This window comes from Comamonas koreensis, from assembly GCF_014076495.1.
Classification (GTDB): domain Bacteria; phylum Pseudomonadota; class Gammaproteobacteria; order Burkholderiales; family Burkholderiaceae_C; genus Comamonas; species Comamonas squillarum.
This window is the reverse complement of sequence record NZ_CP043575.1, coordinates 1,849,159-1,862,317: the sequence shown is the minus strand read 5'-3', so window position 1 is coordinate 1,862,317 and position 13,159 is coordinate 1,849,159. Positions and strand designations below refer to the sequence as shown.

The 13,159-nt window shown below is 67.6% G+C and carries 11 protein-coding genes; 2 read left to right on the top strand and 9 right to left on the bottom strand.

Features of this window, described 5'->3' with window-relative positions; genetic code table 11:
- Positions 1-9: 9 nt before the first annotated feature.
- Genes F0Q04_RS08360 through F0Q04_RS08335 form a run of 6 tightly spaced genes read right to left on the bottom strand, consistent with a single transcriptional unit; the run spans position 10 to position 7,085 of the window.
- On the bottom strand, positions 10-438 hold the full coding sequence (locus tag F0Q04_RS08360) for a type IV pilin protein (RefSeq protein WP_182345153.1): 429 nt from the start codon (positions 436-438) through the stop codon (positions 10-12).
- 11 nt (positions 439-449) lie between these two features.
- The gene (locus F0Q04_RS08355) at positions 450-4,109 is read right to left on the bottom strand and encodes a pilus assembly protein (RefSeq protein WP_182345152.1); all 3,660 of its coding nucleotides are present in this window, start codon (positions 4,107-4,109) and stop codon (positions 450-452) included.
- A gap of 9 nt (positions 4,110-4,118) precedes the next feature.
- Complete coding sequence (locus F0Q04_RS08350; RefSeq protein WP_232539551.1) at positions 4,119-4,910, bottom strand: pilus assembly PilX family protein; 792 nt, start codon at positions 4,908-4,910, stop codon at positions 4,119-4,121.
- The gene (locus tag F0Q04_RS08345) at positions 4,907-5,806 is read right to left on the bottom strand and encodes a PilW family protein (RefSeq protein ID WP_232539550.1); all 900 of its coding nucleotides are present in this window, start codon (positions 5,804-5,806) and stop codon (positions 4,907-4,909) included. Before F0Q04_RS08345 ends, F0Q04_RS08350 begins: the two co-directional genes overlap by 4 nt.
- A 1-nt stretch (position 5,807) precedes the next feature.
- Positions 5,808-6,503 carry a type IV pilus modification protein PilV gene (pilV, locus tag F0Q04_RS08340; RefSeq protein ID WP_232539549.1) on the bottom strand — a complete coding sequence of 232 codons (696 nt, stop codon included), beginning with the start codon at positions 6,501-6,503 and terminating at the stop codon, positions 5,808-5,810.
- Positions 6,504-6,506: 3 nt separating this feature from the next.
- Complete coding sequence (locus F0Q04_RS08335; RefSeq protein ID WP_269780262.1) at positions 6,507-7,085, bottom strand: GspH/FimT family pseudopilin; 579 nt, start codon at positions 7,083-7,085, stop codon at positions 6,507-6,509.
- Between the two features lie 182 nt (positions 7,086-7,267).
- Here F0Q04_RS08335 and ribD point away from each other — a divergent pair, with 182 nt between their 5' ends.
- On the top strand, positions 7,268-8,392 hold the full coding sequence (ribD, locus tag F0Q04_RS08330) for a bifunctional diaminohydroxyphosphoribosylaminopyrimidine deaminase/5-amino-6-(5-phosphoribosylamino)uracil reductase RibD (RefSeq protein WP_182345151.1): 1,125 nt from the start codon (positions 7,268-7,270) through the stop codon (positions 8,390-8,392).
- A gap of 138 nt (positions 8,393-8,530) precedes the next feature.
- Here ribD and F0Q04_RS08325 read toward each other — a convergent pair whose 3' ends face one another.
- A complete protein-coding gene (locus F0Q04_RS08325) occupies positions 8,531-8,782 on the bottom strand; it encodes a hypothetical protein (RefSeq protein WP_182345150.1) in 252 nt (83 codons plus the stop codon).
- 247 nt (positions 8,783-9,029) lie between these two features.
- Here F0Q04_RS08325 and F0Q04_RS08320 point away from each other — a divergent pair, with 247 nt between their 5' ends.
- Positions 9,030-10,865 carry a phospholipase D family protein gene (locus F0Q04_RS08320; protein WP_182345149.1) on the top strand — a complete coding sequence of 612 codons (1,836 nt, stop codon included), beginning with the start codon at positions 9,030-9,032 and terminating at the stop codon, positions 10,863-10,865.
- Here the strand turns inward: F0Q04_RS08320 and F0Q04_RS08315 are convergent.
- Together F0Q04_RS08315 and F0Q04_RS08310 are read right to left on the bottom strand one after the other, a co-directional pair.
- On the bottom strand, positions 10,862-11,869 hold the full coding sequence (locus tag F0Q04_RS08315) for a tRNA dihydrouridine synthase (protein ID WP_182345148.1): 1,008 nt from the start codon (positions 11,867-11,869) through the stop codon (positions 10,862-10,864). The two genes, F0Q04_RS08320 and F0Q04_RS08315, sit on opposite strands and share 4 nt — an antisense overlap.
- Before the next feature lie 28 nt (positions 11,870-11,897).
- Positions 11,898-13,118, bottom strand: a complete 1,221-nt coding sequence (locus F0Q04_RS08310) for a methyltransferase (RefSeq protein ID WP_182345147.1) — start codon at positions 13,116-13,118, stop codon at positions 11,898-11,900.
- Positions 13,119-13,159: the final 41 nt, after the last annotated feature.

Sequence of the window (13,159 nt, the reverse complement as noted above, 5' to 3'; positions counted from 1 at the left end):
CGCTGCAGATCAGCGCCAGCAATCGGCCGTGCTGCTGCCCTGCGCCAGCTGCAGATTGCCTTGCCGGCCGTCCTGGGTCAGCGTGTAGTTGCCGCAGCGGTCCTGCTGCTGCGCCCCGGGCCTGCGCGTGGCCACCAGGGTATAGCGCGCAGCACTGTTGCCTTGGGCAAAGCCGATGGTGTAGCGCTTGTCGGGCAGGTCCTGCCAGCTAAGCTGGGTGGGCAGCTCCAGCGGATAGACGCCGTTGGCCGTCGCGGCACGCTCCAGCCATTGCGCGGCCTGAAAAAGCCCCGTGCGGGCCTCAGTGCGGTGGCCCCGGCGCAAATATTCGCTGTAGCTGGGCCAGGCCACCGCACTCAGGATGCCGATGATGGCCAGCACCACCATCAGCTCCACCAAGGTCCAACCTGCGCGCGCCGTAAAAAGGTGTTTTCGCATGGTTCCCCCTTTCATCGCGCTTGGCGCCAGGTGGGCCGTATTGGCACTTCGGGCAGGTCGCGCAGCGATTCGCCATCGATGCGGATGCGCTGCTGGCCCACGTCATCGCGCACGCGGAGCATCGAATGCGCGCCCGCGCCCAGTGACATGCGCGAGGCCTGGCCATCGGCCTGCGGATCAAAGAGCCCATCGCCATCGGTATCGAGCAGCTGCAAGCGCGGCCGCAGGCCATCGATGCTATTGAGCAGGCTGAAAAACTGGCGTTGCGCTGTGCCTGGCCCCGGCTCGCAACGCTCCTGGCCCGGCTCTCCCTGTGCGCCATGGCTGGCATGCGCCGGCACCTCGCTGATCACCGCCAGCAGGTTGCTGCCGCTGTAAAAGCGCAGCGGCTGCAGCAGGCGCTCGCCTGCCTCGGGCAAATCCATAAACCAACCCCGGTGGCGGTTCCAATCCAGCGCATCGGCGCCTTCGCTTTCGTCGGTGCGCCAGAACATGCGGCGGTCGCTGCTGCGCGCCTGCACGGGGCGGGGGTTGATGCGGCGCTGCAGCAGCTGGCTGTGCGCCACCGGCCCGGGCAGATCGGCATCGCTGCCCAGCGCCGACTGGCAATCCGCATCGGCCGCCGACGCGCAGACCGCCACCCGCTCGCCGCGCTCGCCCACGCGCTTGTAGCGGGTGGTATCGAGCACCGCATAGAGGCTCTGCACGCGGTCGTCTTGCGGATCCTGGCGGCTGGCATTGCGGCCGGTGCCAAAGGCGACCACCAAGCCACCGACAGGCACCTGGCGCTGGCCGCCCGCCTGCTGCAGCGTGCGCAGACGGTCATTGCTGCGCACCAAGGGCGCCGTGCTGATGGGTTGGCGCCATGTGCGCTGACCAGGCGCGCTGCGCGCGCCGCCCCGGGCTTGGTAGAGTGGCACGCCGGCAGTGCCATGGTTGCTGGTCGTTGCCGCCAGTGCACCCCACTGCGCCACACCCCATTGCGTGTCATCGTCCGAGCTGATCAGAAACTTCCAGAGATTGCCCTGGTTGTCACCGGCATAGACCACATCGGGGCGGCCGTCGCCATTGATGTCGACCAGGCGCGGGGCAGACAAGCCGTTGTCCTCCAGCTGGCTGCAATGCGCCTGGGGCGGCGTTTGCTGCCTGCAGGCCTGCGCCGATGCATTGCCCGTCGCCACCAAGCGCAGCAGCTCACGCCCGCCATCGAGGTACTGGATCAACAGCACCGGGCGGCCATTGGCGCTGTTGTAGCCATTGCCCAGCACCAGCGCCCAGCGGCCATTGTTCAGTTGTGCGATCTGCGTTGTGCGCTGCGGGTCGATGTCATCGCGGGACGGGCTGGCGGTGATATGGCCGATATCGGCAAAGGCCTCGGCCAGCTGTGTGCAAGCCTGCAGCGCGGCGCCCGTCTCCGCATCGCAGCGCGGCGCAGATTCCGTCGCATGCCAGCTGCGGTCCATCAGCACCAACTCTGACGCCTGCCCCTCGGCAAAGGCCGTCTCCGGTTCAGTGACATCAAGCACAAAATAGCCCTTGCCCCCGGCGCCCAGGGTGCCGGCCAGCAAGCTGCGCCAGCGCGGGCTGCTGGCGCTGCCCAGGTTGGCGTCACCCGCCAGCGGCGAGCCATCGACAAAATAGCGGTGCTGGCCATCGTAGGCCGGGCTGGTCAAGCCCTGCAGGCTGGGGATCACGCCCCGGGGCACATAGGCTATTTTTTCCTCGCCCGTATGGGCCGAGAAGCCGTGCAGCATGCCGTCATTGCCGCCGACATAGAGCATGGGCAGGCGGTTTTGGTGGCGCAGCACAAAGTCCAGATAGCTCGCCTCGTGGTAGCGGGCCGAAGGCTTGCCCAGGTACCAGATCTGCGAATGCACGATATCGCCTTGGCGCGAATGCCGGTTGCGCAGGTTACCGCCATGCTGCACTTCATGGCGGCGCTCTCCACGCAGGTAGTGGAGGCGCTGCTCGCCGCTGGCCTGGCCTTGCGCGCTATCGGCAGGGCCTTGCAGGGCCTGCTTGTGCGCCGCACTCAAGTAGATGTCATCTGCCGCCCAGCGAAAAGGCACGCCGCGCTGCTGCACATCGCCCCAAGTCAGCACCAGGCGCTGCTGCCAGGCGATGGCATCGAGCTTGTCCGCCGTTGTCTGCCCGCCCCATCCGGACGCCGGCTGCAAGCGGCCGTCACTGCCCATGGCCTGGGCCTGGATGGCGCCGGACCAGGCCCGGCCCGGGTCATAGCTGGCGCTGAACAGCAAGGCATCCTGGGCAATCGCCTGGCTGGCGCTGGCGGCACCAGTGCTGGCCGTGACTGCGCCTGGGCCGGCCGCACCTTTGCCGGCCGCACCGCCTGCCTGCTGGGCCTGTATCTCGCTGAAAATACTGCGCAACGCATGGGCCACATCCTGCCCATGCGTTGCGGCATAAAAGCGGCCCCGCCCATTGAGCGCCGCATGCCACAAATCCAGCGCACGCACGCCCTCGCCCTGCGCCTGCATATCGGGCCAGCGGACGTCGCCGCTGGCCAGCGCGGCAAAGCTGCCGTCATAGCCCAATGGCAGTTGCTGCGTGGGCGCCAGAATCTGCTGCGCACCCGGCCAGGTGCTGGCATCCAGGCCAATGCCGACCGTGTAGGTCTGCAGATGGGGCCAGCTGGCGGGGTTGTAGCGCGGGTTCCAGTAGCGCTCCAGCACGGCATTCCGGCCGCTTCCATCCCCAAAACGCTCCCGGGGCGGTGCCTGGCGGTAACCGGCGTCAGGCGCCAGACTGCCGCTCAGGCCTGCCCGCTGCAAAGGGTCGGCCCAGCTGCGAAACGCCCAGTCCGCCAAGGTGCTTGGAACCGCATCGCTGTAGAGCTGGGTGGCAGCCCTTTGCGCGGCGCTGCCACTGCCGTAGACCTGGCCGTCGGGCAAGGTTCTGGCGCGGGTGTGGTCGTCTTGCGCACCGCCGCTGGCCGGGCCAGCCCAGCGGCTGCCCGCCAGCACAATGTGGTAGTTGCGGCGGCAGCCCAGGTAGGTGCTGCTGGCCGCAGTGACAGCGCCCGGTTGGCTGGCCCAGGGCCCTTGCGGGCCGAGCGGCCGGCGCAGGTAGGCATCGGCCTGGCCGAGCAGGTGGTGCAGGTCACTGCGGTGGCCGGTGCGGAGCGAATCGGCAAAGGCCAGAAAATGCTGACGATGGCGGCCCTGCAGCGCCTGCATGCCATTGATGGCCAAACGCGGGCTGTTGACCGTGCTGGCCCCGGGCCTGCGCCGCTGGCCCTGCACCATGCCACCGGGCCCGCCACCAGGCGCAGCGCCATGGTTCCACATCGCCTGCCAGGCCAGGCGGATGGTGCCATCGGGCAGTTGCTGTCCATCGCCCAGCACCTCCTTGAGGGCATGGCGCAGCACGGCGATGCGCTGCGCCCGCGCATCCCAGCGGCCGTCGCCACCCGGCGCCGTGATGCTGGCGACTCCAGGCTCGGCGCTGCCCAAGCGGCGCTGCATCGCAGCCGAGTCATCGATGGAGACAATGATATTGGGCGCAACAAAGACGCTGGCACCACCGGCAGGCGCGGTAGCCAGCTCCAAGGGCCAGGCAGCAGCGGGCAGCAGCGCCAGGCAGACCAGTGCGGCCTGCCGCTGGTTTGGGGGTTTGCGGTGTGCAACGATGCTTGCTCTGGTGCCATCCATATCTGCCTCTCAATCTTTGCGCCTGGGACGTGCGTAGCTCTGCTCCAGCACCACCAGGGTGTCCGGCTTTCTGCCAAAGGCCACCGCGGTGATGCGGTAGACCACATGCGGCGTCAGCCCGGCAAGTTCCAGCTGGTGGGCCGGCGCATTGCTGATGAGCCCGGGCTTGCTGTCGGTATAGGGGATGACTTCGATCCAGTACCAGCCGCCGGTGTCGGGCGCGCTCCTGTCCGCCAGGATGGGATGGGCCGGGTGGTCTGCATCGCCCAGCTGCGCGCCGGTGTACTGGCCATAGCGCGCGCCGGTGCCGGCCCGCATCAGCGCAAACAGGTCCTGCTCGCCCGCGCGACGGGCTGCTGTGCCCGCTGCCGGCGCATTCCAGATATCCTGGCGGCCGACCCGCTTGGCACAGAGCGCGTCGATGCAGCGCTGCGGCTGGGCGCTGAGCTGGGCCAAAAACACCGGCACGTCGGCGTTCTCCAACGGCACACGGGTGGTGCCGCCGCTGCGGCAAACGCTGGCTGAAGCGCCTCGTGGCAGGCCGCCATAGGCACAGGGCCGGCCATCGGCCCGTTCGCCACGGATATCCAGTTCGGCATCAAGCAGCAAGGCCTCTGCCGCCTCGAACGCCCGCTGGTAATCGGCATCGTTGCCGGCCACCAACTCGCCATACCAGGCCGTGCGCGCCGACCACAGGACCAGCAGCATCGACAACATGCCAAAGACCAGCACCGTCAGCAAGGCTGCGCCCCGGGCGCGGTGACGGCCATGGCAATAGCGGGCGTGGCGGGGCCTTGTCATAGGCTGCCCTGGCTGCGCAGCTGGAACAGGTTGCGAAAGCTGCGGTGCATGCGCCCTTGGCGCGCGCCGGGCAGGTCGGCCAGCTCCACCCATTCACCGTCGCAACCGGTGTAGCCGCTGCCGGCAGGCAGTGGGCCAGCTTGGCGGCCAAATAGCACCAGGCAGACCTCGACCGCAACAACCTGCGACCAATCGCCGCTTGCCTGCTGCGCATTGACGTACTGCAGCTGCGGCTGCGCCGCGCCCGCCGCCTGCATGCGCAAATAACGCAGGCGAAAGGCCGCGACGTTGTCCACCAAGGGCTGCGGCGATGCAGCGGTATCGTTGCCACCACAGCGCAGCACCTGACCACGCAGGCTAAAGCGCGATTCCAGCCGCAGATCGGCGCTGGCATCCACCGGCCCGCCCAGGCAGTTGCGCGCTTGCGCAGCCAGGCCGGCCTGGGCAAAGACAGGCTGCTTGTAGCGCCGCAAGCCGGCCGCCAGGCTGCTATCGCTGCCCCGCAAGGCATCGGCGCGCGGCGCATAGCCGCGGGCGCTGCCAACCGCCGGGGCTGCCGTCTCAAAAGCTGCTGGCGTCAACGCGGCGCTGAGCGTGGGGTCCGCACCTGCGGGCAGCTGCAGGTTCAGGTACAGGCTGCCCGATGGGCGCAATTGCTGGCCGATGACGCGCAAGGCATAACTGGCCTGCTGCTGCAGATGGCTGGCTTCGCTCACGGTGCCTGCCAGGCTGCGCGAGGTCAGCAAGGCGACGCTGGCCGCGGCCACCACCAGCAGGCCCAGCGCCAGGCCCACCATCAGCTCGACCAGGCTAAAGCCATGCTGTCCGCGATCCATGGCGCGGCGCCGCGTGCCGATCAGATCGAAGGCCCATGCGGAATGACGCTGGTCCAGCATATCAAGTCCCTCCGCAGTGGTAGTGCACGGCGCTGCCCATGCGCTCTGCCGTGCAGCGTGCGTTCAAGGCCAGGTACTGCAGGTGGCAGCTGTAGCGCAGACCGCCATCGCCATCCTGGCAGACTACCTCGCCGCCGCGTTCCTCCACTGCATCTGCGCCCCCTCCCTCGCCCACTCGGCGGGTGGCATCGACCAAGTCCCAGTACAGCGCCGGATCGGAGGCACCCAAGGGGGCATGCGTACTGTCACGCCAGCGGACCATCACGCCCAGCTGGCGCCGGTTGGCGCCCACCGCTTCGCCGGGCGCCAGAAAAATCCGGGACTGCCCCAGTGGCAAACTGCGCGCCACCTGCAGGCGCCATTGCGCCAATTCATGCTGCGCCAGCTCAGCGGCGCTGCAAGCCTGCGCACTGCAGGACCTGGGCGGCGCTGCCGCAGCATGCTGCCAATCGCTCAGATAGTGCTCCAGCTGGTCCCAGGCACGGGGGTTGGCGCGTATGCGCTCGCCCAGGTCTTCGATCAAACGAATAGCCTGTACACGGCGGGTGCTGGTTTGCACATCGGCGAGCGTGCGCAGCTGCATGGCCAGCATCGCCAACACGCCCAACACCAGCACCACCATGGCCACCAGTGACTCCAGCAAGCTGATGCCACGTGAGAGGGAGGCCTGCGGGTGGGTGGGCACGAAGATGCGCATCGCCTAGCTCCTGGGGCTGCAGCTGGGGCCGTCGACAACCCGCACACGCCCACCCCGGCTGGTGCACAGGCCCTTGGCGGCTGGGTGCTCCAGCGTTTTTCCCTCGGGGAGCAGCGCAAAGGCAAAACCTGCCACCGGCATGCCCCAGCGGTCAAAGCGGATACCTTCACCCAGGCTGTTGCGCTGCACCTGCAGGCCCGGCGGCGTTTCAAAGCGCTGCACTACCGGTGCATCGTCGGCGCACTGCTGCTGGCCCAGCGCATGCACACAGACCTGCCATCCGCAGCTCCAGTCACTGCTGGTGGCTTGTGCCCGGCAATGCCCGCTGTCGGCAATCCTCTGCAAGGCCACAAGGCCACTGCGCTTGATGGCTTCGGAGCGCGCCAGAAATACCGCAGAATGCATGGCCTCGAGCGACTGCCGCACGCGCCAGCGCTGCAGCAGCCCGCTCGCACTGGGCACGGCCAGGCTCGCGATAATGGCCAGCACGCTGACCACTACCATCAGCTCGACCGCGGTCAGCCCGCTGTGCCGGCACCCGCGTTGATGTTTCAATAAATTAATTAAAACTATTGAATTCATGTGATTGATTATTTATGCTTCACACGACGGCGTAAAGTCTTTTTTCGATTTAAAAATTAAATGCGCTGGGGCTGACAGCAGTGCCAATGCAGAGCCGGCGCGGTGTTGCGCCGATAATCATCGAGCGGGCCTGACCCTCCATGCCCTGCCCCTCCGTACCAGCCCTATTGCGACCAAGCTCCATGACTGATCCACACCTGCAAACCGCGCTGGAACTGGCTGCCAGCGCCCTGTTCATTACCTCGCCCAATCCCCGCGTAGGGTGCGTGCTGGTCGCCGCAGACGGCCAGGTGATCGGCCAGGGCCACACCCAGCGCGCGGGTGGGCCGCACGCAGAAATCATGGCCTTGCGCGATGCGGCCGCTCGCGGCCACAGCACCGCAGGCGCGACCGCCTATGTCACCCTGGAGCCCTGTGCACACCACGGCCGCACGGGGCCTTGCTGCGATGCGCTGGCCGCCGCCGGCATTGCCAAAGTGGTGGGCGCCATCACCGATCCGAACCCGCTGGTCGCGGGCATGGGTTTTGCGCGTCTGCGCGCAGCGGGGGTGGAGGTCGTGGTCTGCGCGCCCGAGGACGGCGGCGAGGCTTCGCGCGAACTCAACATCGGCTTTTTCAGCCGCATGGTGCGCAAGCAACCCTGGGTGCGGCTCAAGGCCGCCATGTCGCTCGATGGCGCCACCGCCTTGCCCGATGGCAGCAGCCAGTGGATCACCGGCGAAGCAGCCCGGGCCGATGGCCACCACTGGCGCGCCAGGGCCTGCGCCATCCTGACGGGCGTGGGCACCGTGCTGGCCGATGATCCGGCGCTGGATGTGCGCTATGTGCAGACGCCTCGGCAACCGCGCCTGGTGGTGCTGGACAGCCAGCTGCGCACCCCCCCGCAGGCCCGCATTTTTGCCGCAGAGCGCGAAGTGCTGGTCTACACCCACAGCGAAGACAGCGCGCGCCAGGCGGCGCTGCAAGCCGTGGGCGCCACCATCGTGCGCCTACCGCCTCCACACGCCGCAGGCCCTGCCCACCGCATCGACCTGGCCGCCCTGATGCAAGACCTGGGCCAACGGGAAGTCAACGAGCTGCATGTCGAAGCGGGCGGCATCTTGAATGGCGCGCTGCTGCAGGCAGGCCTCGTCGACGAGTGCCTGCTCTACCTGGCGCCCAAGCTGCTCGGCCAGGGCCTGCCCGCGTTTGCCGGCATGGCGCTGCAAAAGCTAGATCAGGCGCCCGCCTTGGATATTCGCTCGATCGAGCCCTTGGGCGCCGACCTGCGCGTGCTCGCCCGGATCCAGGGCCATGGCGCTTTCTGATTCAAGCGCATTAGAGCCTCTCACACGACCCAGCAAACCGAAGGTTTGCGGTTGAGACGAGGCGCCAAGCCGCAGGCAGTGCAGGCGTACGACAAGGCTTTGTGCGGCCGGCCAGGTAACGACGTATCAAGGGTGGTGTTAGGGGCTCTTGGCGTAGCCCAGGCAGGCGCCCGCATTGGGCAGCCCCTTGCATTCGCGCAGCAGCCGGCGGTCGCGCTCGGCCAGGGTTTCGGCACTGCTGCGCTGGCGTTTGACCTTGACTCTGGCCGGCTTCTTGGCCGCCTGCGTGGCCTCGGTCTTTTTCTTGCGCGCGGCCCAGGCGTTCTCGGGCGGCATGGCCATGGCCGCCAGCAGCAGCACCAGTGTGGAAAAGCGCAGTGATCGCAGCATAAGCAGGCCTCCTTTGGCTATCGATAAAATATTTTCGAATGTTTTCAGCAATCCTAGCGGCAGGCCTGCAGCAACGGCCCAGGCACAAACCCTGTTGAGCAGCCACCCCGCTTGCTGCAGCGTTGCTGCGCCACGACGCAGGAGCAGCATCTGGCTGTACGACAGCACCGCCAAAGCAGCCACGCGGCCACCGCAAGGGCTTGCGCTCACGCACAATAGCGCCAGCCCACTGATTGAACCTGCCGCCATGCCGACTGCTTTGCCAACCTCTGCCCAGTCTCCATTACGCCCCCCTGAGATAACATCCTGGCCCAAGCTGCGGCGCGGGCTGGTGATGGTGTGTGCGGCCGTGCTGCTCGCCGGCTGCGCCAGCAAGCTGCCCACCCAGGTCGACAGGCCGGTCTCATCGGCCCAGCCGCCAGCGGCCAGCAGCCCGCTGGTGCAGATCAGCCAGCAGCGCCAAAAGGCCGAGAGCAAGGCGGGGCCCGGGGTGTCGGGCTTCGAGATACTGGCCGGTGCGCAAGCCGCTTACGGCGCGCGCCTGGCGCTGGTGCAAGGCGCCAAGCACACGCTGGATGTGCAGTACTACGCCATCCATGCCGATGCCAGCACCGCGCGCCTGCTCGAAAGCGTCGTGAATGCCGCGCGCCGGGGCGTGCGCGTGCGCGTGCTGCTCGACGACTTCCATGGCACCGGGCGCAATGCCCAGGTGATGCGCCTGGCCTTTGAGCCCAATATCGAGATGCGCATGTTCAACCCGCTGCCCGGTGACCGCGACTCGCCGATCAGCCGCATGTGGAACGCGGCCACCGATTTCCAGCGCGCGCAGCAGCGCATGCACAACAAGCTGTTTTTGGCCGACAATGTGATGGGCATCATGGGCGGGCGCAACCTGGGTGATGCCTATTTCGACAACGACGAGAGCTCCAACTTCCTGGACACCGATGTGCTCGTCATGGGACCCGCTGTGCAGGACTTGTCGAGCAGCTTTGACAGCTACTGGAACAACGAGCGCGCCTATCCGGTGCAGTCGCTGATCAGCAAAAAGACCTTGGAAGATATGCAGCAGGCCTACCATGCCCGCCCCGGCAAAGGGGGCGATGACGATACGACGAATGCGGCATCCGAGCCCGCTGCCCGCAGCGCCAGCAGCGGCGGCGCGCTGCCCTCGCCGCCCGATGGCGAGCCCCGCCCGGGCGGCGCCATCTCCGACGAGCAGCGCGAGCGCGCCTGGGACATGCAGCCAGTGGACCTCCAGACCGTCCCGCTGGTCTGGGCCCATTCGGTGGTGATGGCCGATGCGCCCAGCAAGATACCGGCGGTCGATTCCGACGGCCAGACCAACGCGCTGAGCGCCGCGCCCGGCGTGCTGGACAACAAGCGCCTGGCGCAGCTGCGAGCGCTGGCTGAAACCCGCAACCCTGGCCACAGCCCCAGTGCCGATTCGGTGGTGGACGGCCTGGTGCAGCTGCTAGGTTATGCCAAAAAGGATTTGCTGATCGTCTCGCCTTACTTTGTACCCGGCGAATCGATGCGCCAGGCGTTCAAGGATGCCGTGCAGCGCGGGGTGCGCGTGCGCATTCTGACCAACTCGCTGTCGTCCAACGACGCGCCCATTGCCCATATCGGCTACGCCCGCCACCGCGAGAACCTGTTGCGCGATGGCGTGGAGCTGTACGAGCTGGTCAGCGACGAGAGCGATCTGCGCGCCGCCTTTGGCCTGGGCAGCGGCCAGAACAGTTTTCGCGAAGGGCGGCGTGTGATGCTGCACAGCAAGGTGCTGGTGCTCGATGGCCAGTTGCTGGTGGTGGGGTCGATGAACCTGGACCAGCGCTCCAAGCTGCAAAATACCGAAATCGCCGTGCTGGTGCGCAGCCGCAAGCTCTCGGGGCAGGCTGCCGGCATGATCGAGAAGGGGCTGGAGAGCGCCGCTTGGCATGTGGTGCTCAAAGACGGCAAGCTGCTGTGGCAGGCGCCGCAGAACAGCCGCTTGAAAGACCAGACCACCGAGCCCGATGCCAGTCTGCCGCTGCGGCTGATGCTCAAGATCATCAGCCCCTTTACGCCCGACTCTTTGCTTTAAACGCTGCCATAAACAGGCGCTTGCAGCAGCGTCTGCCGCTGCAAGTCATCCAGCCACACGGTGATCGCTGCCTGGTCGGTCATCACCCGCACATGCTGGTAGGCGTCCTCGGCCTCGGGGAAGGCCCGGCGCATCAGGTTGAGCCACTGCTTCAAGCGGCCAGCGCGCTGGCGTGGCTCCAGGTCCTCGCAGACCAGCTGCCAAAAGCGCAGCAAGGCGGGCAGCAGGTCCGGCCATTGCACATCGCGCATGCCGGCGGGCAGCGGCAGACCATCGCGCTCGGCCACCGCTTTGCGGATGCGCCAGGCCAGGCCCGGATCGGCCACAATGCCGCGGCCGAGCATCAGGTCCTGGCAGCCGGATTCGGCCTGGCAGCGCAAGGCATCCTCCACGGTCCAGATTTCACCATTGGCCACGACGGGGATGCGCACGGCCTCGCGGATGCGCGCAATCTGGTCCCAGTAGGCGGGCGGGCGGTAGCCATCGAGCTTGGTGCGGCCATGTACGACCAGCTCGCAGGCGCCGGCCTCCTGCATCGCCAACGCGCAGTCCAGCATCAGCGCCCGGTCGTTGAAGCCCAGGCGCATCTTGGCCGACACCGGCATGGCCGCAGGCACCGCGCCGCGCACCGCGCTGACCACCGCATGGATGGCGACCGGGTCCTGCAGCAAGGCGGCGCCGCCGCCATGGCGGTTGACCACCTTGGCCGGGCAGCCAAAGTTCAAATCGATCCCCTCGGGCGACAGCGCCGCCAGCTGCACCGCATTGGCCGCCATGCTGGCGGCATCACTGCCCAGCAGCTGGGCGCGCACCGGGGTGCCAGCTGCCGTGTAGCTACCGTTGCGCAACTCCGGCATGGTGCGCAGGTAGACCTTGTCGGGCAGCAAGCTGCCGGTGATGCGGATGAACTCCGAGACGCAGCGGTCGGCGCCGCCAATGCTGGTGAGCACATCGCGCAGCACAAAATCGAGCAGGCCCTCCATGGGCGCGAGCAACAAGCGCATGTGGGCCCCGTTCAGACCATCGGGCCGATCACCAGGCCACCTGCAGGCGCCACAGCGTGGTCATCTCGGCCGCGCGGGCCTGGTGCAGCGGGTTGGCCGCATCCTGGGCCTTGGCGTGGCGCGGGCGGATCTGGTTCTTGCCCACCACCTGCAAGCCGGCCTCGGCGATCCAGCTGAGCAGCTCCTCGCGGCTGCGCAGTCCCAGGTGCTCGGCAAAGTCGGACAGGATCAGCCAGGCCTCGCCACCGGGCACCAGGTGGGCGGGCACCCCGGCCAGAAAGCCGCGCAGCATGCGGCTGCCTTCGTCATACACGGCGCGCTCCACGGGCGCGCTGGGCTTGGCCGGCACCCAGGGCGGGTTGCAGACCACCAGCGCGGCCTTGCCCTCCGGGAACAGATCGGTCTGCGCCAGCTCCACGCGCTGGTCCACGCCCAGGCGCTGCAGGTTCTCCTTGGCACAGGCCAGGGCACGCGGGTCGGTATCGGTGGCCAGCACCTTCTGGATGCCGCGGCGCGCCAGCACCGCTGCGATCACGCCGGTACCGGTGCCGATGTCATAGGCCAACGACTGCTTGGCCAGCGCGGTGGGCAACGGTGCCTGGGCAATCAGGTCGACATACTCGCCGCGCACTGGCGAGAACACGCCGTAGTGCGGGTGGATGCGGTCATAGGCCTTGGGCGCAAGCTTGGCCAGCGCGGGAATTTCCACGCCTTTTTTGCGCCACTCATGCGCGCCCACCAGGGCCTGCAGCTCGCGCAGGGACACCACCTGGGGCAGGTCGCCTGCGGGCTCGCCCCAGGCATCCACACAAGCGGCCTGCACCTGCGGCGCGCGACGCAGGCTGATTGCATACTGCGGGTCCAGCTCGATCAGCACCATCGATAGCACACGGGCGCGCTGCGCCTGCAGGTGGCGCTGCTGGTGGAAGGGCAAAGCCACTTGGGGGGTGGGCATGCCGGTGGCACTGGCTGCGGCAGGCTTTTTCTTGGCCTTGCGCTCGCCGGTCTTGTCCAGACGGCGGGCCAGCGACTGCAGCAGCATGCGGGCATTTTGAAAGTCACCGCGCCACAAGAGCGCCGAGCCCTCGCAGGCCAGGCGGTAGGCCACATCGGCGGGCATGGTGTCATCGGCCAGCACCACACGGGCAGTAGGCCCAGTGCCGCGCTCGCAGCGCCAGCGGGCGCTGCGGGGCTCGCCGCCTTCCTCCCAGTGGATGGTGGGAAAACTCTCTGGCTGGGCAGTGGTCATACAAATGCTTTCTGGGGCAGAGCGGCAAGGCGCCAGCTGCC

What these genes read in the sequence shown, in the direction of transcription:
- F0Q04_RS08325 (WP_182345150.1), bottom strand. Translation starts at nt 8,782, where the DNA reads ATGCTGCGATCACTGCGCTTTTCCACACTGGTGCTGCTGCTGGCGGCC.
- F0Q04_RS08335 (WP_269780262.1), bottom strand. Translation starts at nt 7,085, where the DNA reads ATGAATTCAATAGTTTTAATTAATTTATTGAAACATCAACGCGGGTGC.
- F0Q04_RS08360 (WP_182345153.1), bottom strand. Translation starts at nt 438, where the DNA reads ATGCGAAAACACCTTTTTACGGCGCGCGCAGGTTGGACCTTGGTGGAG.
- F0Q04_RS08315 (WP_182345148.1), bottom strand. Translation starts at nt 11,869, where the DNA reads ATGCGCTTGTTGCTCGCGCCCATGGAGGGCCTGCTCGATTTTGTGCTG.
- F0Q04_RS08345 (WP_232539550.1), bottom strand. Translation starts at nt 5,806, where the DNA reads ATGCTGGACCAGCGTCATTCCGCATGGGCCTTCGATCTGATCGGCACG.
- ribD (WP_182345151.1), top strand. Translation starts at nt 7,268, where the DNA reads ATGACTGATCCACACCTGCAAACCGCGCTGGAACTGGCTGCCAGCGCC.
- pilV (WP_232539549.1), bottom strand. Translation starts at nt 6,503, where the DNA reads ATGCGCATCTTCGTGCCCACCCACCCGCAGGCCTCCCTCTCACGTGGC.
- F0Q04_RS08310 (WP_182345147.1), bottom strand. Translation starts at nt 13,118, where the DNA reads ATGACCACTGCCCAGCCAGAGAGTTTTCCCACCATCCACTGGGAGGAA.
- F0Q04_RS08350 (WP_232539551.1), bottom strand. Translation starts at nt 4,910, where the DNA reads ATGACAAGGCCCCGCCACGCCCGCTATTGCCATGGCCGTCACCGCGCC.
- F0Q04_RS08320 (WP_182345149.1), top strand. Translation starts at nt 9,030, where the DNA reads ATGCCGACTGCTTTGCCAACCTCTGCCCAGTCTCCATTACGCCCCCCT.
- F0Q04_RS08355 (WP_182345152.1), bottom strand. Translation starts at nt 4,109, where the DNA reads ATGGATGGCACCAGAGCAAGCATCGTTGCACACCGCAAACCCCCAAAC.